General features: G+C 36.7%; 23 protein-coding genes and 2 pseudogenes. 12 read left to right on the top strand and 13 right to left on the bottom strand.

The window, feature by feature from the left end; genetic code table 11:
• Positions 1 to 8 precede the first annotated feature (8 nt).
• Both ACT53H_RS01155 and ACT53H_RS01150 read right to left on the bottom strand, forming a co-directional pair.
• Positions 9 to 1,166 carry a hypothetical protein gene (locus ACT53H_RS01155; RefSeq protein ID WP_476008407.1) on the bottom strand — a complete coding sequence of 386 codons (1,158 nt, stop codon included), beginning with the start codon at positions 1,164 to 1,166 and terminating at the stop codon, positions 9 to 11.
• A 151-nt stretch (positions 1,167 to 1,317) separates the two neighbouring features.
• On the bottom strand, positions 1,318 to 1,575 hold the full coding sequence (locus ACT53H_RS01150; RefSeq protein ID WP_013197392.1) for a hypothetical protein: 258 nt from the start codon (positions 1,573 to 1,575) through the stop codon (positions 1,318 to 1,320).
• Positions 1,576 to 1,893: 318 nt separating this feature from the next.
• Between ACT53H_RS01150 and pepN the strand changes: the two genes are divergently transcribed.
• The 8 genes and pseudogenes from pepN to ACT53H_RS01110 all read left to right on the top strand — a co-directional run bounded on the left by pepN (position 1,894) and on the right by ACT53H_RS01110 (position 12,218).
• A complete protein-coding gene (gene pepN / locus ACT53H_RS01145) occupies positions 1,894 to 4,500 on the top strand; it encodes an aminopeptidase N (RefSeq protein WP_476008406.1) in 2,607 nt (868 codons plus the stop codon).
• A gap of 583 nt (positions 4,501 to 5,083) precedes the next feature.
• Complete coding sequence (locus ACT53H_RS01140) at positions 5,084 to 5,614, top strand: Csu type fimbrial protein (protein WP_476008405.1); 531 nt, start codon at positions 5,084 to 5,086, stop codon at positions 5,612 to 5,614.
• A gap of 72 nt (positions 5,615 to 5,686) precedes the next feature.
• The gene (locus tag ACT53H_RS01135) at positions 5,687 to 6,391 is read left to right on the top strand and encodes a fimbrial biogenesis chaperone (RefSeq protein ID WP_476008404.1); all 705 of its coding nucleotides are present in this window, start codon (positions 5,687 to 5,689) and stop codon (positions 6,389 to 6,391) included.
• Positions 6,392 to 6,400: 9 nt separating this feature from the next.
• Entirely contained in the window at positions 6,401 to 8,860 is a 2,460-nt protein-coding gene (locus ACT53H_RS01130) for a fimbria/pilus outer membrane usher protein (protein WP_476008403.1), read from the top strand.
• Positions 8,851 to 9,870: a Csu type fimbrial protein gene (locus ACT53H_RS01125; protein ID WP_476008402.1), complete on the top strand. Its 1,020-nt coding sequence runs from the start codon at positions 8,851 to 8,853 to the stop codon at positions 9,868 to 9,870. Before ACT53H_RS01130 ends, ACT53H_RS01125 begins: the two co-directional genes overlap by 10 nt.
• Before the next feature lie 256 nt (positions 9,871 to 10,126).
• Positions 10,127 to 10,888, top strand: a complete 762-nt coding sequence (locus tag ACT53H_RS01120) for an SDR family NAD(P)-dependent oxidoreductase (RefSeq protein WP_440202433.1) — start codon at positions 10,127 to 10,129, stop codon at positions 10,886 to 10,888.
• A gap of 11 nt (positions 10,889 to 10,899) precedes the next feature.
• Positions 10,900 to 11,583 (top strand): annotated as a pseudogene (locus tag ACT53H_RS01115) (SDR family NAD(P)-dependent oxidoreductase).
• A 77-nt stretch (positions 11,584 to 11,660) separates the two neighbouring features.
• Positions 11,661 to 12,218 carry a chorismate mutase gene (locus tag ACT53H_RS01110; RefSeq protein ID WP_476008401.1) on the top strand — a complete coding sequence of 186 codons (558 nt, stop codon included), beginning with the start codon at positions 11,661 to 11,663 and terminating at the stop codon, positions 12,216 to 12,218.
• A 151-nt stretch (positions 12,219 to 12,369) separates the two neighbouring features.
• Here the strand turns inward: ACT53H_RS01110 and ACT53H_RS01105 are convergent, their stop codons facing one another.
• The 6 genes from ACT53H_RS01105 to ACT53H_RS01080 form a co-directional block, all read right to left on the bottom strand.
• Positions 12,370 to 12,987, bottom strand: a complete 618-nt coding sequence (locus ACT53H_RS01105) for a LysE family translocator (protein WP_474770790.1) — start codon at positions 12,985 to 12,987, stop codon at positions 12,370 to 12,372.
• Between the two features lie 73 nt (positions 12,988 to 13,060).
• The gene (locus ACT53H_RS01100) at positions 13,061 to 13,891 is read right to left on the bottom strand and encodes a sugar phosphate isomerase/epimerase family protein (RefSeq protein WP_476008400.1); all 831 of its coding nucleotides are present in this window, start codon (positions 13,889 to 13,891) and stop codon (positions 13,061 to 13,063) included.
• Between the two features lie 513 nt (positions 13,892 to 14,404).
• The gene (locus ACT53H_RS01095) at positions 14,405 to 15,286 is read right to left on the bottom strand and encodes a copper resistance D family protein (protein WP_476008399.1); all 882 of its coding nucleotides are present in this window, start codon (positions 15,284 to 15,286) and stop codon (positions 14,405 to 14,407) included.
• A 72-nt stretch (positions 15,287 to 15,358) separates the two neighbouring features.
• Complete coding sequence (locus tag ACT53H_RS01090; RefSeq protein WP_476008398.1) at positions 15,359 to 15,730, bottom strand: copper resistance CopC family protein; 372 nt, start codon at positions 15,728 to 15,730, stop codon at positions 15,359 to 15,361.
• Between the two features lie 266 nt (positions 15,731 to 15,996).
• A complete protein-coding gene (locus tag ACT53H_RS01085; protein ID WP_476008397.1) occupies positions 15,997 to 17,373 on the bottom strand; it encodes a heavy metal sensor histidine kinase in 1,377 nt (458 codons plus the stop codon).
• Complete coding sequence (locus ACT53H_RS01080) at positions 17,363 to 18,046, bottom strand: heavy metal response regulator transcription factor (protein WP_199964340.1); 684 nt, start codon at positions 18,044 to 18,046, stop codon at positions 17,363 to 17,365. The genes ACT53H_RS01085 and ACT53H_RS01080 overlap by 11 nt, the downstream gene beginning before the upstream one ends.
• Before the next feature lie 150 nt (positions 18,047 to 18,196).
• On the opposite strand from ACT53H_RS01080, the gene ACT53H_RS01075 reads away from it, so the two are divergent.
• Complete coding sequence (locus ACT53H_RS01075; protein ID WP_476008396.1) at positions 18,197 to 18,517, top strand: hypothetical protein; 321 nt, start codon at positions 18,197 to 18,199, stop codon at positions 18,515 to 18,517.
• An 81-nt stretch (positions 18,518 to 18,598) separates the two neighbouring features.
• Here ACT53H_RS01075 and ACT53H_RS01070 read toward each other — a convergent pair whose 3' ends face one another.
• Positions 18,599 to 18,934, bottom strand: coding sequence for a hypothetical protein (locus tag ACT53H_RS01070; RefSeq protein WP_312823915.1), 336 nt, complete (start codon positions 18,932 to 18,934; stop codon positions 18,599 to 18,601).
• Positions 18,935 to 19,622: 688 nt separating this feature from the next.
• On the opposite strand from ACT53H_RS01070, the gene ACT53H_RS01065 reads away from it, so the two are divergent.
• Positions 19,623 to 20,174: a TetR/AcrR family transcriptional regulator gene (locus ACT53H_RS01065; protein WP_476008395.1), complete on the top strand. Its 552-nt coding sequence runs from the start codon at positions 19,623 to 19,625 to the stop codon at positions 20,172 to 20,174.
• A gap of 68 nt (positions 20,175 to 20,242) precedes the next feature.
• Here ACT53H_RS01065 and ACT53H_RS01060 read toward each other — a convergent pair whose 3' ends face one another.
• Together ACT53H_RS01060 and pdxR are read right to left on the bottom strand one after the other, a co-directional pair.
• Positions 20,243 to 22,435, bottom strand: a complete 2,193-nt coding sequence (locus ACT53H_RS01060; protein ID WP_476008394.1) for a TonB-dependent receptor family protein — start codon at positions 22,433 to 22,435, stop codon at positions 20,243 to 20,245.
• Positions 22,436 to 22,584: 149 nt separating this feature from the next.
• Positions 22,585 to 24,000: a MocR-like pyridoxine biosynthesis transcription factor PdxR gene (gene pdxR / locus ACT53H_RS01055; RefSeq protein ID WP_476008393.1), complete on the bottom strand. Its 1,416-nt coding sequence runs from the start codon at positions 23,998 to 24,000 to the stop codon at positions 22,585 to 22,587.
• A gap of 98 nt (positions 24,001 to 24,098) precedes the next feature.
• Here pdxR and ACT53H_RS01050 point away from each other — a divergent pair, with 98 nt between their 5' ends.
• Both ACT53H_RS01050 and ACT53H_RS01045 read left to right on the top strand, forming a co-directional pair.
• Positions 24,099 to 24,515, top strand: a complete 417-nt coding sequence (locus tag ACT53H_RS01050; RefSeq protein WP_443273206.1) for a cupin domain-containing protein — start codon at positions 24,099 to 24,101, stop codon at positions 24,513 to 24,515.
• Positions 24,516 to 24,538: 23 nt separating this feature from the next.
• Positions 24,539 to 24,988, top strand: coding sequence for a carboxymuconolactone decarboxylase family protein (locus ACT53H_RS01045; protein ID WP_476008392.1), 450 nt, complete (start codon positions 24,539 to 24,541; stop codon positions 24,986 to 24,988).
• 32 nt (positions 24,989 to 25,020) lie between these two features.
• On the opposite strand, the gene ACT53H_RS01040 is transcribed toward ACT53H_RS01045, so the two are convergent.
• Positions 25,021 to 25,542 (bottom strand): hypothetical protein, encoded by a 522-nt coding sequence (locus ACT53H_RS01040; RefSeq protein WP_476008391.1) that lies wholly within the window; start codon positions 25,540 to 25,542, stop codon positions 25,021 to 25,023.
• Positions 25,543 to 25,656: 114 nt separating this feature from the next.
• A pseudogene (locus ACT53H_RS01035) lies at positions 25,657 to 26,379 on the bottom strand (type 1 glutamine amidotransferase).
• Between the last annotated feature and the right edge of the window lie 129 nt (positions 26,380 to 26,508).

Raw genomic sequence — 26,508 nt, 5'->3', positions numbered from 1 at the left:
TTAAAGTTTTAGTGGGTAAAATAGTGGTCTTGATGCTTACATTTTTGGCAAATCAAAGACACATAATCTGCGGCATCATAGTCAACGCTTAAATCATTTGAGCCACAATACATACAACGTTTCACAGAATAAAAATTTAAACGTGGTTCAATTTTTCGCCATGCTTTCCATACAGGCTGCACAAATATCTGTTCGTCATAACCTAAGAAACGGTTCAATAGAATGTAGCTCATTTTACTATAAGGAATATTGTGGGGACGAGGTAGCATAGAAGTTTCCCACTTCTCAGTTAACGCTCTCTCGCGATATTGTTCTAAAGTTTTCTTTAACAAATTGGTGTTAATAAATTTATCATTACGAGGCTGCAAAGCTTTTTGTTTATAAAGATATTCGAGTGCGGTCTGAATCAGATAATAGATCTGTCCAATTGCGAGTGAATCCATTAAACGATAACAAAAGCTTTGAAAATTTGTATTGCCCGCAATTTGGATCCCCCAAGTTCGACAATAGAACTGCATGAACTGGATAATTTCTTGATAGAGCACTTGAAAAAGTACGTCTTTCACTTCGTCTGCACTGCGAAAAGGAATTCCTGCACTTAAATTTTCATAAAACCAATTACGTAGTTGTTGAGCCACACTAAATAAACTTGGATCGCTATAACCATCTAAACGAATATTTAAGTGAAAACACTGTGGATCATCAGTTTGATCATTTGCATTCAAAATTCCATCTTTATGCAACTGTTTAATTAAATAGCTCTGAAACATCCAGTTAGGGGTAATGGGATGGTATTTAACTTTGTCCCAATGAATATATTCATCATGAGTAATCTCTTCACGCGCATATTCATCTAAAAGGCTCAGCAAGAAAAGTTTATGTAAGAAGCTAAGCTGTTCCAGACTGCGTTGTGGCTGCTCTTTTGACTTAAATTGGCGTTGTTCTTGTAGGCGTGTTTGTTGTAAAAGCTTTTTACGTTGTTTTGTACACTGATCACAGTGGCAAGTCATTCTTTCATCTTTAAATACGCGATGCTGACAATGACTGCATTCATGAAATTGAACGTCTTGTTCAAATTGCTCGGCATCTACCCAGTACATTGAAGCTTGGCAGAGAGGACAATGGCTACTTTCATCCAGTTGTTTCTGTAGAATTTGTAAGGCCATTTTGCTCCGAACATAAAATGAAAAATGATGGGGCTATTATACACAGCCGTACTGTGTATGGCTGAGATTGCGAGTTCCGTTTGTTGTTAAAATAAAAAGACCTAAAATCTATGTGAGAATTTTAGGTCTTCATCTCGAGTTAAATTGTTGATTAAACAGGGCACGGCAAATTCTCATCATTCTGTCCAAGTTTTTTGGCATTAATAAGTGCCTGTACTTTTTTACTTGGTAATTTTACTTTGCCTAGTGCATCGTAAGTATTCACAATGGAGCTAACCTCCTGAGTCGTCATAGAGATACCTTCCGCAGTTAAGAACACTGCAATCACATGGTGATCGAGTCCTGCTGCGTGTAAATCATGAATCGCTTTAATATTTTCTAAACGATGAAAATGTGCTTTTAATTCCATATTGACACCTCTTGCTCTTATTGAAATACCCATATTGGTCTATTTAAATAGCAAGAACCATGCCCAAAATGTAAGCTGACTCTAAAAAATGTTAAAAGCTAAAGGTGTTTTATTTTTATTGTATAGATTGCTTATATAAACAACGATTATCGTAAATTTGGTCTAATCTGTGCTAATAAAACCAGATTCTAATTTGAAATGTATCAATGAAGTCCCATTAATTTTATAAAGGTAAGCAAATACAGTATGTATGACTTGGCGTATGATATTTCATGGCGACTCATACTGCCGTTTTAGACGAGTATATAAGGAATAAAGATGAATATTGCGGCGCAGCCTCCAGTTCAGGCAGATCAAACAGTTTATTTAAAAGATTATCAAAAACCTGCGTTTTTAGTTGAATCAATTAATCTTGATATTCAAGTATATGACGATAAAACAATTGTTGATTCAACATTGGTGATGAAGCGCCAAACTGAAGGCGATCTGGTTTTACTTGGTCGTGATCTTGAGTTGCAATCTGTTCAGTTAAATGGACAAATTCTTACTTCTGCACAATATTCACTCGATAGTGAGCAATTGGTGATCACTAACGCACCAGCTGAAGTCATTTTACAAACACAAGTCATTATTCATCCTGAAACCAATACTCAATTAGAAGGTTTATATAAAGCCGATGAGTTGTTTGTAACCCAAAACGAACCAGAAGGTTTCCGCAAAATTACGTTCTATCCAGACCGTCCAGACGTACTTTCAGTCTTTACTACACGTGTAGAAGCAGACAAAAAATATCCAGTGTTACTTGCCAATGGTAATTTGCTAGAAACAGGTGAAGTTGGCGAAAACCGTCACTTTGCGATCTGGCAAGACCCGACTAAAAAACCAAGCTATTTATTTGCTTGTGTCATTGGTGATTTAGCTGTTCTTAAAGATCGTTATACGACGTCTGAAGGGCGTGATGTTGCTTTAGAAATCTATGCGATTGAGAAAGACATTCCAAAATGCCATATCGCAATGGAAGCATTAAAGCATTCTATGCGTTGGGATGAAGAACACTATGGCCGTGCCTATGACCTCGACAATTATATGATTGTTGCGGTAAGCCAATTCAACATGGGTGCAATGGAAAATAAAGGTTTAAATATCTTTAATACGTCATGTGTACTTGCTGATGAAGAATACACAACTGACGCAGCAATTATGCGTGTTCAGTCTGTGATTGCCCATGAATATTTCCATAACTGGACAGGGAACCGTATTACTTGCCGTGACTGGTTCCAACTTTGCTTAAAAGAAGGTTTAACGGTATTCCGTGATCAATCTTTCTCAGAAGATTTACAATCTGCTGCGGTTCAACGTATTGATGATGTCGCTGTGCTTAAATCTCATCAGTTCCCCGAAGATGCAGGTCCATTGTCGCATCCGCCACGTCCAGACCACTTTGTAGAAATTAATAACTTCTATACAGCGACAGTCTATGAAAAAGGTGCGGAAATTAACCGCATGATGTCGACTTTGTTGGGTAAAGAAAAATACCGTCAAGGAACCGACGAATATTTCCGCCGTCATGATGGCCAAGCCGTGACTGTAGAAGACTGGGTTGCTGCTTTAACAGCGGGTTCTGGCGTAGATTTATCTGCATTCTTAACTTGGTATAACCAACCAGGTACACCAAAGCTTGAAGCAAAAGGTGAATATGATGCAGCAGCACAAACTTACCGTTTAAGCTTTAAACAAAGCCTGAAAGCACATCCTAAATACCCAAATTTAAAAGCTGTTCCAATTCCTGTGGCTTTAGCTTTATTTAATGCGAAAACAGGTGAGCAATATACATTGCACAGTGAGAGCCTATTCGTAAACGATGTTAAAGATGGCGTTTACTTGTTCGATCAAGATGAGGCAAGCATTGAATTTACTGGCGTGACTGAGCAACCAGTGGTGTCTCTACTTCGTAATTTCTCTGCGCCTGTAAATCTTGTGTTTGATTATACCGATGAAGAATTAGCATTCTTAATTCAGCATGAAACGAATGGTTTTAACCAGTGGCAAGCCACCCAAACCTTGCTTGAACGTATCTTGCTAGAAGACCATTCAGCAGATGCTTACATTCAAGCGATTCAAAGCACTTTACCTGAGTTAGTGGGTCGTGACCCGCTTTTAGCATCGCGTTTGTTTGATGTACCAAGTGAAGGTTATTTGGGTAGTCGTATTGATCAGAACTATGCACCATCTGATATTCATGTCAAACGTGAAGCCTTGCTGAATCGTTTGGCACAAGAGTTAGGTTCATTCTGGAAAGATACTTACCTTACACTTGACCCAGATCTGCAAAAAGAATTTTCTTTGGCAATGGGGGTGCGTGCATTAAAGAACATTATGCTGATGATGATGGCTCGACAGGGCGATCAAACTGCATTTGAACTTGCACACGTGCAATATCAAAACACTGGTAATATGTCTGAACGCTTAGGGGCGTTACGTGTATTGGTTTGGCAAAATGCACCTCAAGCTCAAGATGTACTTGCTGATTTCTATGACCGTTTTAAAGATGAAGCTTTATCTTTAGATCAATGGTTCATGATTCAGGCAGCAAACCCAAATGCGACAGCAGAAACAATCGAGTACCTGACTCAACATCCTGACTATGATTTAACAACTCCAAACCGTATTCGCGCGGTAAGTGGAGGGTTATCAAATAACCCTGAAAACACTTGGGGCTTTGGTGTAGCTCACTTTATTAACCTTGCACAATATCTTGATGAAAAGAACCCAATTTTAGGTTCACGTCTGTTACAGGTATTGTCACGTTGGTACACACTTGTGGAACCGCAACGTACTCACGTGCAACAGGCTTTACAAGCATTGCAACCTAAAGTGAAATCGAAAAACGTTTCTGAAACTTTAAATAGTATGTTAAGCGTTTAATTATTTAAATTTACTAAATAAAGGCTTCTTAAGAGGCCTTTGTTTTTTATATATTTAATAGCTATTTAACGCTTAAAATAAACAAAACTATCGTTGTTGTAGTTCATGTGTAGCTCTAAATTTTATCATTTTGTTGTTGTATAAATTATAATATTTAATAGTTTTTGAAGATGTACCTTTAAGAAATAATATAAAATGAAAATTAAAGAGATAAATAATATAAAAATAAATAAATTAAGAAATAGTATCTAATTTTTTAAGATGAGCTGAATCCTGTAATATTTATTTAAATTTAACTTAATATTTTTTCTAATAATTTTATTAAAATAAGTTTAATCATATATTTAGGTTTTGTAAATATTGTTTTTTTGTATCCATAGGGGAAGTTTAGGTAACTTTGTTTTATCGATTGGAAATAAAAATAATAACGTGAACATGCATTTTATTTATTTTTATGTATTATGATGAAAAGTAGATAAAAAAATAAGCTTTAAAAAAGCAGTCAAATAAAAATGATTGTAAGAATAAGGGTTAAATTTTTTATATCTATTAATTCGACAATTTAGTTTAAAAGGTTTTGGCCATGAAAAAGACTTTTTTTTATTTATCAGCAGTTGTTGCGGGAGTATTTTCTCTCAATGCAGCACATGCAGCTACAGCAACAGGTACATTAACTGTTAAGGCAACCGTAACGAATAGTTGTGTCTTAAATACCTCTGCAACCGGAACGACAACAAATGCAGTTTTAGACTTTGGTACTTTAAGTTCACTGGCTAGTAATGTCGATGCTGATACCACCACGACAGGTGGTACCTCAATTAAAGTCCTTTGTAATAATACTGTGCCATGGACTTTGTCATTTGATGGTGGTCAAAATATTTTATCAACCCAACGACGTATGATCGGTGGAGCCACTAGCGATGAATATATTCCTTACAACCTTTTCTCAGACACAGGACGTGCCACTGCAATAGGTATTGCAACGACTGCCTACAGTGGGACTGCGACTGGTAATGTTCAGACAGTGAACGTCTATGGCCGTATTCCTGCTGGTACAACTTTGCCAAGCGCAGGTAGTTATGTTGATAGTGTAACTGTAACAGTAACTTATTAATTTGTATGAATTAAAAATACATTAGCCCTTTTAAAAGGGCTAATACATTAAAAAGTCATATTTGAGCAAATTATGAAAAAAAATATTTTTATTATTACGGGATTATTCTTATCTTTATCTAGCTCTATTAACGCCGCGACAATCCGTCTTTCGCCTGTGAATGTAGAAATATTAAGTAATCAAAATACAGCTTCAATTAGTTTATATAACCAGTCAAATGAAAGTACTGATTTGCAGATTCGCGTATTTGAATGGACTCAAAAAAATGGACAAGATCAGTTAACACCTACAGATGAGATTGCCATTAGTCCACCATTTTTAAAATTACAGTCTAATGATTCTTATAACTTACGTGTAGTCAGAATTAATCCAGCACCTGTTTCTGGTGAAAAAACTTATCGTATTATTATCGATGAGCTACCAAAACCAGTTGATAGCCGTAAAGCCGCTCAGGGCGTAAATGTATTACTGCGCTCATCCTTACCCGTATTTGTAGTCAATAAAGATGCCATTACCAAATTGAATTGGAAAATTGATACAAATCAGGAAGCACCTTCCTTAAATATTAGTAATATTGGAAACCGGCATGCACTTTTAAATAATTTAATGCTTGTTGATACAACAGCGAATAAAAGTTACCCCATTAAAGTAAATACCGTAAATGGTTATATCCTTGCGGAGCAATCGCGAAGTTACTCGATTAGTAACTTTACCTATCAACCAAATCATAAATACAGCGTATCTCTAACAGTTAATGGTAAGAAAACCACACTTTAAGAGGCTTATATGAAATACATTATAGGTGTCTTATGTGTTACGTATTTTCCTGCATATTCTTTTGCCGAACAGTTACAAGATCATACGAATACTGCAGTTCCCAGTGTTCCTAAATCTGTTGGTAGTAATAATAAATATACACAATTAGAGACGAATGAGCAGGATCAAGATGTTAATTTCATTAAATTATTTTTAAATGTTTCTATTAATTCTAATGCCTCTGAAGACTTAGTTGCTGCGAAGCAATCTAAGGATGGAAAACTATATATTCGTTCAGGTGCCTTAAAAACTTTAAGAGTGAAAATGGATGAGTACATTCCTGATAGCGAATGGGTGTGTATTGATGAGCTAAAAGGAATCCAGTTTAAATATTTAGAGAATGAACAGGCTCTAAATTTACAAGTTCCATCGAACATGTTGACGGGTTACTCAGTCGATTTAAGCGGCCAGCAGGCTACTAGCCAACATTTGCTGAAAATGAAGCCCTTAAACGCGGCTATTCTGAACTACAGTCTGTATAACACCGTAACCAATGATGAGAATGTTTTTTCAGGTTCGGCAGAAGGGATCTTTAACAGCGCAATCGGTAACTTTTCTTCGGGTGTTTTATACAACGGTAGTAATGAAACGAGTTATAGCCATGAAAAATGGGTGCGCTTGGAGAGTAAGTGGCAGTACGTAGACCCAGAAAAGATCAGGATATATACCTTAGGGGATTTTATTTCCAATAGTTCTGACTGGGGTAGCAGTGTACGTTTGGCGGGTTTTCAATGGTCGAGTGCTTATACTCAACGAGGTGATATTGTCACTTCAGCACTGCCACAATTTTCTGGCTCAGCCGCACTTCCTTCAACTTTAGATTTATACGTTAACCAACAAAAGATTTATTCAGGCCTTGTGCCATCAGGTCCATTTGACATTAAACAGCTCCCGTTTATTTCAGGTAATGAAGTCACACTTGTGACCACTGATGCAACGGGTCAGCAGAGCATTACCAAACAGGCTTACTATTTTTCATCAAAAATTCTGGCAAAAGGCATTAATGAATTTTCAGTAGATGTCGGCGTTCCACGCTATAACTACGGACTGTATTCAAACGATTATGATGATGCCACTTTTGCTTCGGGTGCGATTCGATATGGTTACAGCAACTCACTGACCTTAAGTGGTGGTGCAGAGGCTTCAACAGATGGTTTATCAAATCTAGGCACTGGTTTTGCCAAGAACCTGTTTGGTTTTGGGGTAATTAATGCTGATATTGCAGCGAGTCAGTATAAAGATGAAAACGGTTATTCTGCTTTGCTTGGATTAGAAGGACGCATTAGTAAGAATATTTCGTTTAATACCAGCTACCGCAAAGTGTTTGATAATTACTTTGACCTTGCCCGTGTGTCTCAAGTTCGATATTTAAAAGATAATCAATCCGATGATGAACCAAAAAATTATTTAAGCTACAGTGCGCTGGCAGATGAGATTTTTAGGGCAGGCATTAACTATAATTTTTACGCAGGCTATGGTGCTTATCTGGGCTATAACCAGATCAAATATAGCGACAACTCTAATAAATTAGTGTCTGCCAATTTAAGCGGAAGCCTGAACAAAAACTGGGGCTTTTATGCGTCAGCGTATAAAGATTATAAACACCAAAAAGACTATGGCATTTACTTTGCGCTGCGTTATACACCCTCTACCCGAATCAATGCGATTACAAGTGTATCTAATGATGGTGGCAGGCTGAGTTACCGTCAAGAAATATTCGGCTTATCAGAACCACAAATCGGTTCATTTGGATGGGGTGGTTATGTTGAGCGCGATCAGGATGCGAATCAAAATAATGCATCGGTCTATGCTTCTTACCGTGCTCGTGCAGCTTACCTAACTGGTCGATACAACCGAATTGGGGATAACGACCAAGTTGCACTTTCAGCCACAGGATCATTGGTTGCGGCAGCAGGGCGAATTTTTGCGGCTAATGAAATTGGTGATGGCTATGCAGTTGTGACCAATGCTGGGCCGAAGAGTCAGATTATAAATGGCGGGGTAAATTTAGGCGTAACCGATAATTCTGGAAGATTTCTGATTCCAAGCCTCATGCCATATAAGGAAAACCATATTTATTTAGATCCATCGTATCTACCTTTGAATTGGAGCGTGAAGTCTACAGATCAGAAAACAGTGGTGGGTTATCGCCAAGGTGGTCTTATTGACTTTGGTGCTCATCAGGTCATTTCTGGATTAGTCAAACTTGTTGATGCGAACAATTCACCGTTATTACCAGGTTATACGGTTCGCATTAATGGTCAGCAAGATGGTGTAGTTGGCTATGACGGTGAAGTATTTATTCCAAACCTCTTAAAGCAAAATAAACTTGAAGTCGATCTTTTGGATCATGGCTCATGCCAAGTTGACTTCACATATAACAGTAATCAGTACTCAACTAAGAAATTGGGACCTTATATATGTCATTAAATATTATGAATAAGGCTCAAATAGAGAGCTATAAGAAATTTTCATTGTCTTTAAAATACTTTATAGGCATTTGCTTATTTTATCTCGTTTATGCTTTTTTTAGCCCAGCACATGCTGCTTGTACAGTAAGCGGAACTACTAATAGTACTTTTACCTACACTGCAGCAAATATTAATAGTGATGCAACTGTAAACCTTTCAGGCACAATTACTTGCACGAATTTAGGACTTCCCCAGATTTCTAATTTCATGTGTATGAAAACCGTATTTACGGGAACCACAAATGCAATTAACAATGTTTCATTACCTTATACGGTAACCGGAATTGTAGGTGGAGCGGGGTCTTCTACCAATAATCTAACCTCTAATGTGTGGTATGGACCAGTAGCAACAATCGCATCAAATAATATTGTGAGTTACTCAGTAAATGTGAAAGTACCAGCTCGAACGGGATCACTCATTGCCTATCCTAAAGGAACATATACGGCTTCGGTTCGGTTGTATTGGGATATGGATCTTTTGGGTTTGTCATGTGGTGATTTACTTGGTGGCTGGGATTCAGGCGATACACTGCTAACAGCAAATTTTGTGGTTCCAAGTCTGTGCCAATTAAACTCGACCTCAACTGTGGATTTCGGCAATATAAATGATATTAGTCTAACCAAGCGTGATTACACAGCACAAGGAGCTGTAAATTCGACTTGTAATTATGGAACGCCATATAGCATTTATTTAGGAGATGGAAACAATCGTATAGCGGGTGGATTTAGACGTATGATTAATAGCAATAATGAATTTATTCCCTACCAGTTATATAAAGACTCCAACTATAGTACGGTTTGGGATGCTACAGGAGGCGTGACTAATGTTGGAGGGGCGGGTGGAGTGTCTGGCACAGGAACAGGTAGCGCTCAAACTACACCAGTTTATGGAAAAATACCGCAAGGTACTTCCATCGCAAGTACACCAGGAGGCTATACAGATAGTGTTGTTGTTACAGTGACTTATTAAGTTTTAGAGTTTATAGCGGCTCTATTTTATTTATTAAAAGTGGCTGAGATAAAATGATATAAATTAAATGTTTTTAGTTTATTGAAAGTTATTCTTCATGGAAAACAGTTTGACTTAAAAATACATATTGTATATTTATTGATTGGTTCTAAAAAAGAACTAAAAAGTAAAACAGGCAATTAAAATAAAGATGAATAAATGCCAAATCGCCCTTTGATTGCATTATGGTATAAAAAACAAACAGGATGAAATGACCATGACATTAGCAACACCAGATAAAAAATTAGATTGTGCAGTTGTCATTGGCGTTGGGGCATTACAAGGTATTGGCGCAGCAGTCTGCCATCGCTTTGCAAAAGAAGGTTTAAAAGTTTATGTCGCTGGGCGTACTTTCCAGAAAATTGAAGCAGTGGCTGCCGAAATTCATTCGAAAGGTGGGGACGCTGTCGCATTTCGCTTAGATGCAGAAGATATAAAGCAAGTACAAGCTTTATTTGACACCATCACCAGTCAAAATGAGCGCATTATCGCTGTCATTCATAATGTGGGAGGAAATATTCCCTCAATCTTTTTACGCAGTCCGTTGTCGTTTTTTACTCAAATGTGGCAATCCACTTTTTTATCGGCTTATTTAGTTTCTCAAAGCTCTCTAAAAATCTTTAAAGATCAAAATCAAGGTACGCTTATTTTTACTGGGGCGAGTGCTTCTTTGCGTGGAAAACCTTTTTTCGCAGCTTTTACCATGGGTAAATCTGCCTTGCGGGCTTATGCACTCAATCTAGCTCAAATTTATAAATCACAGGGTATACATATTGCTCATGTAATTATTGATGGCATGGTCGATGGCGATAGAGTAAATAAAGCATTATTTGGTCTGGGGCGGTTAGCCCGTCTTACACGTGGCACGGGTGGTCTCAATATTGATGCAATTGCAGAAAACTATTGGATGCTTTACCAACAAACGCCACAGCTTTGGACACATGAACTTGATTTACGCCCTTACCAAGAAAAATTTTGAGAGAGACTAAAATGCTAAAAAAAATATGTCAGAGATTTCAAAAAAAGCAGGGCTGTGTTGTCGTTGCTAGTCATGACTTACACTTAATCGAGCGTGATTTTGTAATTCTAGAGAAAACGGCACAATTTCCACTACATCTTTATCAAGTTGTGCATGATTCGGCTGTGAAAAATATCCAAGTTCACTCAATCAACGATGGTGTGACAGCAGTTCATTTGAACTTAGTAAATGCAGATCATTTGAAAAGCTTGGTGCGTTATATCTCTAGCCAAAGACACACAATTGAACTCTGTGTGTTTCAGCCGAATTTTTCATCTTCGCCAAATATTGAGGCTTTATCTTTAGAAGAGATTGAGCACAATTGGCAGACCACAGGTTTAAGTGCGGTGAGTGTGGCGCAAGCAGTGATTAAGCCGATGTTAAAGCAGCAGCGGGGCACAGTTATTTTTCTTGGTGCGCCATTTAACAACTCGACTCACTACGATGTCTTAAGCCAAAGCATGTTTGCTGGCGTTCGCGCTTTAGCGCAGTCATTAGCAAGAGAGTTTCAACCTAAAGGCATTCATGTCGCTTATTGAATGGTTGAAAAATGGGATGGACAGAACCAGCATTTTATTTCATCTGTTAAGCAAGTGTGCCAGCACATCTATCAGCAGGCTGATTCGGCATGGAGTCAAGAACTTAGCCTATCTTGAAATTTTACTTTCGCATGTTGTTAACATACAGTACTGATCTGGAATGACGAAAGAACAATAATTTCGATAGGTATTACATGGCAAAAATTAAGAGTGCTCAGTCAGCGGTTAAAGTGGTTTGTACGTTGGCAGCTTTCATGTGTGTTTCTTCATTAGCGCAAGCATATCAATATGATCAACCTGCTCGTTTAATTAACGAGCGTTTATCTTATATGAAAGATGTTGCGGGTTATAAAGCAGAACACCATTTACCGATTGAAGATTTAACTCAAGAAAAGAAAGTTCTTGATCAATCACTTTCTGAAGCCGATTCTTTTGGCCTAAATAGTGAAACAGTAAAGCCATTTATTGTGTCTCAAATGAATGTTGCCAAGGCAATTCAGTACCGATATCGAGCAGACTGGTTGTCGAGTCCAGAAACAAATTGGAAACCGCAAGATTTAGCAGAAGTACGTTTAAAAATTAGTACGCTAAACACTGAGCTTTTAAAAAATATTGCCTATGAGCTTAAGAAAAATAATAACAAAGTGCCTCATGGCTGTAGCTACATGTGGTCTGTACAGCATCCTCAACTTAAAGAGGCTGACAAAAAAGCTTTATGTGTAGCATTAAATCAAATTAAGTTAAAACAATAAGTTTCTTAAGGAGTGGAATATAAATTATTTATTCGATCCAAATTAAATCTGCAGTCTCTTTAAGCTTAAATTTGTAGAACAGAAGTCGGATGAGTGGGGAAGTACTTTAAGGGATAAACGCTTTTAGCTTAAAAGCGTTTATAACTGTTTTTTATTGAGTAATTAGCAAAACAGCGAGAATAAAAAAGATACAGCCACTGATTTTATTTAATCTGGCAAAGTTATTTCCCGACAGCATTTTTTCTTTAAAAATTGAAGAAAAATTAGCGTATACCAAATGAATTAAGAAACCAATTAAACAAAAAGTTAAAGAAAGTATTAAAAATTGGTTTATTATTTTTTCTTTTATATCAATAAACTGTGGGAATAGGGCAATAAAGAAAACTATGGTTTTTGGGTTGAGAAGTGATGCAAATAATCCTTGATAGAATAATTTAGATTTACTTACCGCTTTTTCACTTTTTTCAGTGTCTAATAAATCTTGAGAAGGTGATGTTTTTACAAAGTTTTTATAGCCTAGATACATTAAATAAAATGCACCAACAAATTTTAATACAGTAAAAATAGTGGGATTACTGGTAATGATTAAACCCACTCCACTCGCCGAAATGACCGCAATGACAAACATGCCAATAATTAACCCAATAATTCCAAATAGGGCTGTACGAACTCCGTAATTGATTGAGTTTGTAACTGTAAATAAAACGCCAGGGCCTGGGCTAGATAGCGTAAGAAAGGCAATTGTTATGAAAACTAGTAAACCACTCACTTAATATATCCTTTTAAAAATGAATTATTTAAATTAAAAAAGCCTTCTGATGTCCCTCAGAAGGCTTTTAGTTTTATGCGCTTGCCAATTCTTTAACTGAATCTAAAGTAGTTTTGTCTCTCACCTCAAAGGCAACAAGACCTTTCCAATTGTGGCGGTTAATTGTTTCGATAAAGTCAGAATAATTTACAGTACCTCGACCAATACTAAAGTGTTGATCTTGTTCACCATTATTATTGCTAAAAGAAATACCTTTAATTTTGTCATGGTATTTGTCTACCACAGCAACTGGGTCACCTTCACCCACATTTGCGTGTCCTGCATCTAAGAAGAAATAGACATTTTTGTGGTCAATTTTATTAAAAACATAATCGTATTCTTCCATATGGGTAAACACATAATGGAAAGGACGATAGTTTTTATAATTTGATAAATTCTCTAAATAAATATCAACTGATTTTTCAGCCGCATATTCAGCTAATTCTTTAACAGATAAAATATAGTTATCGAGAGCTTTTTGTTTAGCCAATACAATTTTCTTTGGTTCTACAATACCACCACCGTGAATAACTAAAGGTGCCCCAATTTTTGCGGCAATATCAATTTCTTTTTTAACATATACAACGGCTGCTTCTCGTAAATAATCAACATCGCTACCTAATGGTGCTTTGAAGTTACCATGGAAAATCGGTTGAATATTATATTTTTTGATTAAGTTATTTAGATTTTCGATTCGTTCAGAAGACCAGTCTGGAACCATTTCCCCATGCAAACTTCCATCCACATACCAATGGGTGCAACCATCGTTAAATGCTCTAAGAATACCTTCTTCAGCTGGCAAATACTGCTGATGGGCAATCCCAGAAGCAAAGTTAAGGTAATTATTCATTAAAGGCGAAGTCATTGTTATGTTCCTGATTTATTAATGATATTTTGGGTGTAATTATTTATTCACTCGTTACCCAGCCGACATATTATTTTTATTTTGCCACAAAAACATTAGACTAAAGTATAATATATTTAAGAAGGGTATATGTTTATACAGACAGATCTGTATATTGCATAATTTATCAAAATATTTAGGCTCGGCCTTTAAAATATTCTTTTTGGATTCGTTAGATATACTCAAAAATAACTGGTTTTTAATATATATAGTTACTAATTATTATTATTTAAATTTTACCGATTTTTTCTTATTAGCATTATATTACAGATTTCACTCTGTATGTTTAATAGGCTAATGAAAAATTTAATTGTTTAATGGTTCGAATTACATACATTATATAAATAATAATATTATCTAATAAAGTTGAATTACTAAATTGTAGTTTGAATTTTAATCATTATTGATTTCACTCTATAATGATTAAATTTAAAACTATCCTAAATAGAGGCTGATCTTTTATAGATTTTCTCTTTATTCAATACCAACGACAGTTGTGATGTAGCTGGTGGTTAAAAGAATAGCTAGGCCTAAAGACATTTCAAATAAAATGGCATAACCCAACTGATTTGCAAATTTTGAATATTGTAAGCGAGGGGTGAAATACCATTTGTTAAAGGCAGCTAGCAGCAAAATACCTAAAACAAAAAGTAGTTTTATAATGAATCCGTGACCATAAGAAGTATTGAGCAACGTATTGAAATCTTTAAGCAAAAGCAGGGCAATACTGGCACCGCAGGCAAGTAAGATTCCGACAATAACGGCTGCAATCTTTCCAAAAAGATGCATACGCTCTTTTAAAGGTAAGCCCTTAATTATTTTGCTTGTTTTCCATAGCGGGTAGAGCGACCCCATCCATAAAGACATTGCCAATACATGTGTAGACAGTAAAATTTGGGCAAATAAGGGTAAATTTGTGACATGACCTAATTGAGAAAAACTGAAAACAATGGGCGTTAATAGTAGCGCGAAAATTGTTCCTTCAATTTTAGAAATCTGGCTAGTTCCACTGCTTAATTTTATGAGCATCAAGAACAATAAAAGCAGAAAACCGATTGATCGAATGATATGGGCATGCCCTGTAGGGGTATTTATCAATATGTTTATGTAGTTACTATCCCACATACCTGAAAGGCCAGTATTGGCAAAACTTCCTATGAGAATGAAGAAACCGAGTGTACTTGAGACAAATCCTAACCCTGCACCAATAGTGATGTATTTGATAATAATTCTTTTAATTTCTACATAGTGCCCAAGTAAGAAATAGCAAAAAGCACCTCCAATAACAAAAGAAACCCCTAGATATAAAAAGAGTTTAATCAACCATGTGGCATATATCCAAGTTTCAGAAATCATATTTTTTCTCTCGTTAGGTCAACATGCTATAAAGCAAATAGCATGTTGATCATTCATTTTTATTTTTCTGGTTTATTTAATCGTGAAGTTGTATTCGCCACTCATGTTATGACCATCGGCTCCCATTGTGGTCCAGACTACGGTATATTTTCCTTTCTTCAGGTTAGGTACAGCGAATTTAAATGATTTCTTTAAATCATGACTGACTTGGTAATTTAAAGGGATATCTGTACGTTGAGCATCAAGTAACTTGACGTTCATTAACATAACTTCGCCACCAAAATTAAGCGTTATATTTTTAGGTTGGCTTACGACTACAGCATTAATGCCGGGGCTTGCGCTTTCAAGGCTGACATGTGCGAATACATTTGAAGCAGCAACAACTAGAGTCGCTCCTACTAAAACGTTTCGTAGAGCAGTCATCTTATTGTGAAAAAACTTCATGTTGTTATCCTCGTAAAACGAATATTTGATTCAGTCATGACTAAATTAAAATAAAGGACGTGCTTTAATGGTCACACGCTTTGTAGACCTATTATTCAAGATTGAGAGAAACGCGTTGATGACTTCAAAATTACATTTTTGTCATTTTTAAAATTTCAGCATGCAGCAGCCATGAAAGCTTTTTCTGTTTTGGCAATATTTTCTAGCTAGACCATTTGTACACATCAATTCAATAGTTGAAGGAATACGTGAAATCAGAAATAGAGTTATTTTTTAAATATAATTTTAAAAATAATTTGTCCCTCATCATAGCTAGCCTGAATTGTAGCGCCATGTACATCAAGAATAGATTTGGTAATTGCTAGGCCCAATCCTGTACCTTCTTCAACTCGCTGTCTGGACGCATCGGTACGATAAAAACGATCAAACAACCGAGAGAGTTGTTCTTGTGATAGGGGCGAGCTTTCATTTTGAATTGTGAGTACAGTCGTATCAATGTTCTGTTGGCATTTAATTTTGATGACCGAATCTGATTTTCCATATTTGATTGCATTTGATAAAAGATTGCTAAGTGCTCGGCGTAACATCGAAGGATCACCCTCGACGTAACCTAGACCAGTTTGTTGTAGTGACATTCCTTTTTCAGCAGCAATAGCATCATAAAAATCAAATAATGCAGAGACTTCTTCGACTAAATTCACTTGCTGTAAGTTTGCTATACGTAAGCCGTGTTCAGCCTTCGCAAGAAATAGCATGTCGGAGACCATTCGGGCTAAACGTTCAAACTCTTCCAAGTTCGAAAATAAAATTTCTTGATAGGTCGTGATATCTCGGCTACGCGATAAACAAACTTGAGTTTGAGTCATCAAGTTATTAATCGGTGTTCTAATTTCGTGAGCAAGATCAGATGAAAAATCCGAGAGTTTTCCTACCGCTGTTTCTAGTCGATCTAACATATCGTTAAATGCGATAGCGAGTGATCTTAGTTCAGTTGGTGTGTTGTCGACTTCTAATCGCTCGGAAAGATGTTGGGCTGAAATACCTTCGGCAACCTTTGCCATTTTTTGAACTGGACGGAGCCCTCGCCAAGCAGCAAACCAACCCAACAGCATCAAACAAATTGTACCGATAACGCCGATATATAAGAGCTGACGTCTAAAATCATTTAAAAAATGTAGGTGTTCCGATGTATCAATACCCACAATAATTTGAGCTGATGGAATAGCAGTGTTTTGATCAAAAGACTTTTTATAAACTAAGCCATGATATATTTTATTTTGAACTTTCCACTCAAGCCACGGGCCATGCTTAGATTTTACTAATGTTTTACTGTTAAGCATGGTAGGCGATGAGCTAAAAATAATTTGACCAGTTGGCCGCTCTATTTGCACGATTAAATCATGATGTCCCACTAAGGCATCTTTTAAATATACGTTCAATTCAGATGGATTTTGATAATTCTGTTCAAGCAAGTTTTCTACAAGTTGAATTTTTCCTTCTAATTGAGTTCTATCTTGAGTTTCAAAATGATGCATGACGAGTTGGTGAATGACCAATCCCATAATCATTAAAATAAGAACTGTAGAGAAAGAGAAAATAATTGCAATACGAAAACTGATCGCATTAAACAGTTTATTCGGCATCTTCAACCTCTAAAACATAGCCCATTCCACGTATGTTCTGGATCAGCTTAGGAGTGAAATTACTATCAATTTTATTTCTTAAGCGTTTAATAGCGACTTCTACAACATTGGTATCACTATCAAAATTCATATCCCATATTTGAGAGGCAATGAGCGTTCGAGGCAAAATTTCTCCACGCCTACGCATGAATAGTTCCATCAAAGCAAACTCTTTGGCGGTTAAGTCAATACGTTGACCAGCTCGAGTGACACGGCGCTTACGTAAATCAAGTTCAAGATCGGCAATCGTAATAAGATTACTATCTTCTTTTTGTTGCCCACGACGGAGTAGGCTTTTTATTCTGGCAAGCAGCTCCGCAAAAGCAAAAGGTTTGACCAGATAATCATCTGCTCCGAGTTCTAAACCTTTAACCCTGTCTTCAATTTGATCACGAGCTGAAAGGAAAAGAATAGGCATGGTTTTGCCGCTTTTCCTTATATCGTTAATGATATTCCAACCATCTAACTTCGGTAACATTACATCCAGAATAATTAAGTCATATTCTTCTAAAAGAGCTTGATGTTTACCCGATAATCCATCAGTGACCCAGTCGGTAATATATCCAGCTTCAGATAGACCTTGTTTAAGGTAATCACCTGTTTTTATTTCATCTTCAACCAATAAGATTCTCATTTATAAAAAATCTCATATCATTCATTTAGAACATAATAACGTTATAAATACATGATTCGACGTAGATTACAAAAATGTCATTTTCAGGTCACCTAGATGTCCGCCCGAAGCCTATATGGTATTTATATAAAGTTAATTTTGGACTAGAAAATGAAAATCTTATTTCGTCGTAGTTTAACAACGCTTATGTGTGTTGGAGCATTAATCACTGGAACCCAGTCTTGGGCAGCAGATGCTAAGCAAACAGTGGCTACCAATGCGGAAATCAAGGCAAACGCTAAAGCGCAAGAAAAATGTACTAAACCGTGTAGCATGAACAATGATGAAAAAGGGCAACAAGACCAGATGCATCATGAGCATAGCAACATGGCAGATATGTCTCAAATGGATCACTCAAAAATGGGCGAAATGGACCATTCACAGATGATGAATATGGATCATTCTAAAATGATGAATATGTCTAATAAGTAAAAGAGTAAATATATAAGAGAATAAAGAGCACTGTTTTAGTAAGTATGCTTAAACAGTGTTCTTTGCGGAACCAATAAGAGATTAAGTTAAGAAAGCAGTAAAACTCTTGCATTTGAAACTTAAGTCTTCATCTTCCACTTGTCTGATTTCATAATTAACATTATCCCACTGATTTTTATGCTTTTCGATAATTAAAGAAGGGAATTGTTGAGAATTATTTCTAAAACTATCATTGAGACTTAAATCTGAAATATGGTTAAAGCATACAGTGAATTTTGGGGCTGAAAGATCATGTAGATCCTTAGATAGAATCAAAACAAGGTTGTAGCAATTCATTATAGGATCATGTTCTAGCTTGAATGTATCTACATGATCAAAATTAAAAAAATTCCCATTCATTTCGTCTAGGTCTAACATAATTATCCTTATTTTAAAGTAGTTGATGAAATATATTATTAAGTAGTGGTTCATATTAATTAAAGATGAGCTAATAATGAGTTTTTTACTAAATAATTAAATACTCTAATCTAATGAAAAACAATAATTATTTAACCGTTTTCTAGCCAATATCACATTGACACCCAAAATCTCTCCGATTATCCTTTGCCTGCTGGCCACATTGCCAGTCGGCTTTGACAGGCTGTATACCCAAAGCACACGAAAAAGTCTTTCTTTTTTGTGGGCATCCCTGCGTGCCCCCTCTGCGGCGGAACGGGAGGGGGACACCCTCGGGTGTGCTGATCTTTTGGGTATCAGTCTGTCAACCCTCTCTCGTTTCGTCACCATTATTTGACAGTAATGTGGTGAAGCTTCTTTATTACCCAAAGGAGTCCGCTCATGCGTACTGATTCTTCTTATTTCTTGGCCTTTGCCAAAGTCTTTACTTCCATACCATTCAACTGGTCTTTAAAACGGTTTAATCGACTATAGGTTTTAACCTCTAGATCAATTACGACTAAAAAACATAGCAACAATAAACCTGAGATAGGCGAGCACACCTTTTTTGTGCTGCTTTTGCATGCCTGTTTTTAGCACTCAATTTAAGAGTGACGGCATTTTTATCTCTTTTTATAAACAACAAAAAATTATTTTAAACGGTATATCTATGCCAAATTTAGAATCTTCATTTAGAGCATTACGCGTGCTCCACGCGGTAAAAGATTTATTTAATCAACATGGGTTTTACATCGGAGTTGACCGAATTGTTGAGGAAGCCAAAATTCCCAAAGCCACTTTTTATAATTACTTTCACTCCAAAGAAAGGCTCATTCAGATGAGCTTAACTTTTCAAACAGATGCATTAAAACATGAGGTATTTTCGATTATTCATTCGTACCAAGAACTTATGGTGTTCGATAAACTAAAGAAAATCTATTTCTTACATACGAACTTAGATGGCTTTTATCGATTGCCATTTAAAGCCATTTTTGAAATTGAAAAGCTTTATCCAACGGCCTATAAACTCGTGATTGACTATCGAAATTGGTTCATTAAAGAAACTTATAAGCTGATTTTAACCGTAAAAGTTACCGCTACACTTGAAGATGCCTACATGTTTTTGTTTGTGATTGATGGGGCAATGGTTCAACTTTTAAGTGCAGATAAGATCGATGAAAGAGATAAGTTATTAGAATATTTTATGTCGATGCTCTCTTAGGCTGAGTAGGAGTTTAATACTTATAAAAAAGCCCTCCGAAGAGGGCTTTTCTTTAATTTGATTGAGCTTTAAAAGTCAAAAGAGGTTTGTAGATAGAAAGTACGTGGTAGTCCAACATACTTACCGCCCGTAGAGTCTGTTGAGCGCGTAAAATACTGCTTATCAAAGACGTTTTTGATTCCACCAGCGATTTTTAAACCTTTAACTTGTGAACTTAAGTCATAAGAGGTACGTAGCGCAAAAGTGGTATAACCCGGAATATCGCCATATTTACCATCAGCAGTTTCTTCTGTTTGATAGACATTACTATCAGGAAGATCTGGTGAATGCTGCTTAGACTGCGCAAACATGTCAGCATTTAACGACCACTTGTCCATGGTATAACCTAAGCCAACATTACCGACATGGCGCGAGTAAAACGGTAGGTCTTTATCTTTAAATTGACCCGCTTCAGCAACTGCTTTGGTGAAAGTATAGTTTCCATATACTTTTAAGCCTTCTAATGCATCTGTTAATTGACCAAAATCATAACTAATACCCGTTTCGATACCTTTATGGCTGGTTGCCCCTAAGTCTGTCCAGATTCCGTTATTACCGGCATCACGTACCAGAGAAAGCTCTTTATCAAAGTCTAGATAGAACACAGTAAATTCGGCATTTAAACCATTACCTAGATATTTGGTCCCGATTTCATAGTTATTCGATTTTTCGGGGTGTAAACCTTCGGTTGTAGCCGTTGCGGTTGTTCCTTCAAGACGTGCTAATTGGCTGTATTGCTGTGGACCAAAAGATACACCAGCGTTTGCAAATATATTCCAATTTTCATTTGCCGAGTACATCACAGATAAACTTGGCAAAAATTCGTCTGAATCAATTTTTGGATGAACTGTATTCGCTATCCCATTTTTGTCATAGCCAGTAAAGCTATTATGGGTTTCAATTGATTCGAAACGAACACCCGGTGTGATTGTCCAGCGGCCGAGTTCCATACGGTTGTCGACATATACTGCATGTGCTTTAGTACCGCCTTCGCTGCTACTACGTGGAGCAAAATCTGGAGCTGATGAATCTGCTGCATAAGATGCAGTACGGCCAGCAAACTCAGAACTTTCTTCTTTTAAGTAGCGATAGCCTACCGTTACTTCATTTTGAGTATTACCAAGTTCATAAATACGAGAGTAACGCGGTTCAATCGCATAGACTTTGTAATCGCGTGGAGCAGAGTCGAGGCGCTTGTCACCACTCGCTAACACGGTCTCAAGATTACTTGTGCGGAAAGAGTCGATGTAGTAACTCAGAACTTCGAAGTTATTTTTTTCATCTTTATGGTTGTAACGTAAAGAGACATCAGTACGTCGACCTGCAAAATAGTTTTTTTCACCAGAAGATTGATACGGGTTTTCAGCATATTGGGCTTGAGTTAAACCCTCTGGCATTTCGCCTCGACCTTCATAATGATGAAGATTTAAAGCGACCGAGTCTTTATCATTAAATTGATAAGCAGACTTTAACATTACATCATCGATATCAATCTTATTATTTGCTTCTCGATAATTGTTTCCTTTAGTCCCTGAATATAACAGGGCAAGGCCTAATCCGTTGTCTAAAGTTCCCCCTACAAATAGATTAGGGCTCAGTTTTACTTGGTCCGTGCCAGATGCATATTCTGAAGTTAGGCTAACAGTTCCACTAAAATCTTGAGGAATTGATCGGGTCGCAAAGTTAATAATTCCGCCGACGTTTTGAGGCCCAAAACGAACAGATCCAGCACCACGCACTACGTCGACTGACTCAATATTACCAATTGAAACAGGTGCTAAAGATAACTGTGGTTGACCATAAGGTGCAAATGAAAGTGGAACACCATCAACAAGAACAGTTGAGCGAGGTGATAGGCGAGATGCTAAACCACGAACCCCAATATTGAGAGACACATCACTACCACCTGTTCCACTACTATCTTGAGCTTGAACTCCAGGAATTTGTTTTAGAGCTTCTCGAATTGAGGTTGCAGCAGTTTCATCTAAACGTTTGCGGTCAACAATAGTTCGAGCGCCAGCATGCTTGTGAACAGTTTCAGCATTTGCTTCTTCTAACCAGTTACCTTGTGCCTTAATGGTAATGGTCGGTAATGCACTAGTAGCTGTATCTTCAGCATGTGCAGGAAGTGCTAAATAAGTACAAGCCAGTCCGATTGCATAGCTCAGTGTAGAAACTTTGAACTTAAAATTTGGGAGTGAAAGAGAAGATGAGCGTTCCATGTTGATGTATCGAAATCCTAAACGATAATTATAATCATTATAGCGAAAAAGTAACAAAATTTTATAAATTGGTTTATGTTTTTTTCTCAGAATTTTAAACAATTTCTAAAATAAATTGGTGTTAAGAGCAGAAGTATAGAATAAAGCTCCTAAACCTGAACTTTATGTTGTTCGATGATTTCAACTAACTTTTCACAGGACTGATTTACCTTTGATATGGGCGATGTTGCAACCCCTAGCATTAAACCTGAAACAGCATTTTGAGGGTCTTGATACCAAAGCGATAATGGAGAGGGAGCCAGATTGAAAGCTAATGCTTCATTAGCAATTTTTTGATCAGATAACGAGGACGGTAAATTAATAAGAACTGATAAGCCCGCCGTATATGTTTGAAGATTAAAGCTTTTTAAGCACTTTATTAATTCATCACGCTGAGCGTTATAAGTTCTCTTTGTTCGTCTTAAATGTCTTAAAAAATGTCCCTCATGCATAAACTCTTGAATTGAATGTTGTAATGATGGAGACGGAGCTGGTGCTAATGTTGCTGTCGTTTCTGCAAAATGATTAATCATGTGAAAAGGCACTACTGCAAATCCGATTCGCAATTTGGGGCTGATCGTTTTGCTAAAGCTTCCCAAATGAATCACTCTTCCAGCAGTATCTAATGAAAATAGGGCAGGTGCTGCTCGACCATCTAATTGTAATTCTCCTAAATAATCATCTTCAATAATCCAGCTTTCATTCTGGTTAGCCCAATCAAGTAACTTTAATCGTTTAGCCAAAGAAAGAGACATTCCTAAAGGTGCTTGCTGTCCTGGCGTGACTAATGCAAGGGAAGCATCGGGTACATTTTTCATTGCAAACTCTACATCTATCCCATCTTTATCAACAGGGATTGGACATATTTGCATTCTTCCAACTTCAAGCGCATGTTTAGAAAAAGGGAAACCCGGATCTTCAACCCATGCCTTTTTCCCACCTAATCCTAAAACATGTAGTGTAAGACCCAGCCCACCAGAGAAACCAGAAGTAATAAATACTTGGTCAGGAGTACATTGAATTCCTCTTGATAAGGCTAAATAAGCAGCAATTTCTCGGCGAAGACTATATTCACCCCGAGGGTCAGGGTAACTTGGCCACCCACTTGACTCATTACGTACAGAACTTGATCTAATTTTTGAAAATAACTTTGCAGGAAAGATTTCTTTTGAGGGAACACCTAATTGGAAAATGCCATGTATAGATGTCATATCTAAATACATCTGTGTAAACGAACTATTTTTATGACCTTCTTGAGTAGAGATTGGTTTAACTGCTTGGTAGGCAACCCGTGTACCTTGCGATCTAGACGCAATGATAAATTGAGCATCGGCAAGCCTTTCATATGCAACTTTTACAGTACCTCTAGAAACACCGAGTTGACTGGCTAAAACGATCCATGAGGGTAAACGATCACCGAGTTGTAGCGTTCCAGAAATAATGGCTTGTTCAATTTCAAGGCGTATTTGTTCTGCTAATGGTATTTTTAATTTGCGATCTAAATTAATTTTGAGCTGCTGGTACATTCGTGGTACAGCCTTTTAATGCATTTTTGGTTCATGAATTTATACTACGGATCTATAAAATAAAAACAACTCCCTATCTTTATGTAGGTTTAATTTGAATGGAAATGATCAAAAAAAGATTCTTTTTAGGTTTAGGTCTAATGTTTGCATGTATTGCACCCTCTATGGCACATGAGCCAGTGGAAAAAGTTAAACCTAATTTTGAACACGCAATTCCGAATATACCGGGTAAGTCGCTTATTGCATTAGAAGTCGATTATCCACCTGGTGGTGCTTCTATTCCTCATACCCATGCGAAATCATCTTTTATATATGCCTATGTAGTTGAGGGAAGTATTGAGTCTAAAGTGAATAATGAGAAGTCAAAAATTTATCAGGTAGGTCAAAGCTGGTTTGAAGAGCCAGGAGCAGTTCATTCTATTAGTCGTAATGTGAGTAAGACCAAACCAGCAAAGTTATTGGCAGTATTTGTTGTAGATACTGATGATAAAGAATTAGTTACCCCAGTAAAATAATTGAAAGTAAATAGGTGTTTATTATGGCCCAACGTATTGATTATAATCAGGTCGCTCCAGCAGGCGTTAAAGCTCTAGGTGGTGTCTATAGCTATGTAGTGCAAAGCGGTTTACCAACAGAGTTAGTAGAATTGGTTTATCTACGTATATCGCAAATTAATAATTGCGCATATTGTTTGGACATGCATACGAGAGACTTAATCAAGAAAGGTGTTGCCATCGAGAAACTAGCTTTAGTTCAGGCTTGGCAAGAAGGTGGTCATCTATTTGATGAACGGGAGCGAGCAGCTTTAGCTTGGGCTGAGTCAGTAACCAAAGTCTCTACTACAGGAGTACCTGATGATGTTTACCAACTTGCTCATTCTGTATTTGATGAAAAAGAACTAGTTGATTTGACGATAGCCATTAGCTTGATGAACGCATATAACCGTATGGCAATTAGTTTTAGAAATACTCCACAAGCTGCTAAGTAATATTCAAAAGCCCTCTCGCGAGGGCTTTTAACTTATCTAATAGAAGGCTGACTTAAGATTTTGTAGACTTTTTCTTTATATACATCATTTGAAATCACGCCTTTATCGCGCTGTTGTTTTAGCGATTTAAACTGCTGACCATTAATTTCTCTTTGAATGCCAACATTATCATGGTTTCTAATGTAGTAAAGACTACGCTCATGATCACTCATATTGACTGTTTCTTCAGCAGAGTAAGACGGCTTAGTCTCCTTTTCTTGATATTGTTTTGCAATTTCAAAAAAATCTACATTTTGATGATTAGTGCCAGAATTAGAAAACTCTTTTGGTTGCCCATTAAATTTATGTTCTTGAGAATTTGCGTTTACTGCAAGCATGCTCTTATGCTGATTAAAGTTAGGTGGGGTATATTCTTGTTTCATTTGAAATGTGTTTGTTTCAGAAAAAGCTACGGGAGAAAAAAGACTAATATTTAAAGATAAAAAAATTAATAACAATCTATTCATTTCTTTTGAAGTCCAATTGAAATTGAGTAAATCACTGTATTGTAACATTAAAGTTGATTTTTTTGGAGATTAAATTTTGAGTGAATTTGATCATCTAGTAAATAATAAGATCTATAGGCGAGTGTAAAAGCCAAATTGAAAAGGCTTTTTACACTCATTTTTTTAATGTTGTTTTGAGTATTCTTCTTTCAGTTTATCCAGAAAAATAAAGAGGTTTTGATTCATCTCTTGGTAATTGTGATTCCGTAATTCTTCACGACTATTCACGAATTTATAATGGTGAGCCTGATTTAATTCGGTTTCTGAATGTTGAATCAGCAATTCAACAACTTCTGAAGTTAATTCCATGTGACATTGCAATCCATACACTAATTTTGAATATTCAATAATTTGTCTTGGACAACCTGCACTAAAAGCAATGATTTTTGCGTCGGGAGTTAACCCCGGCATATCATTATGCTAATGACCAACTTCGGTCATTTTTCCTAAGTGTGAAAACTTGGAGTTTGTTATGCCATATTCTGTAAGCATAATTGGAAATTTGCCAATTTCTCTTTCAGGGCTATGCTCAAAGTTGGCCCCTAAAGCTTGGCCAATCAATTGAGATCCTAAACATACCCCAATAACTACTTTATTTGCCTCAATCGCTTTTTTAATGATTGATTGTTCAGCTAATGAATTAAAGTGAGGGCACATCTCTGGGCGCGTATCTGGATCTTGTGGACCACCCATCACAATAAGGAAATCTATATCTTCAACAGAAGATGGCAAAGCTTCATTTAAATATACTCTTGAATATGTAATTTTGAAGTCATTATTTTGAGCCCATATTTCATATGCACCGGGTGCTTCAAAATCTTCATGAACAATAAAATGTAGGCGCATGTTCGTCCTCAAAATCTAAGCGTTAATTAATAGATCATTCGTTATAAGTCGAGGGTAGATTAAGAGCTGTAGGCTTTATTTAATACATCCAGTTTTTAAAAGTTATATGGTCCAGGTGTATGGATTTTA

Source organism: Acinetobacter sp. DMC2 (assembly GCF_056314305.1).
The sequence above is the reverse complement of the archived record's forward strand: the minus strand, read 5'-3'. Positions and strand labels throughout refer to the sequence as shown.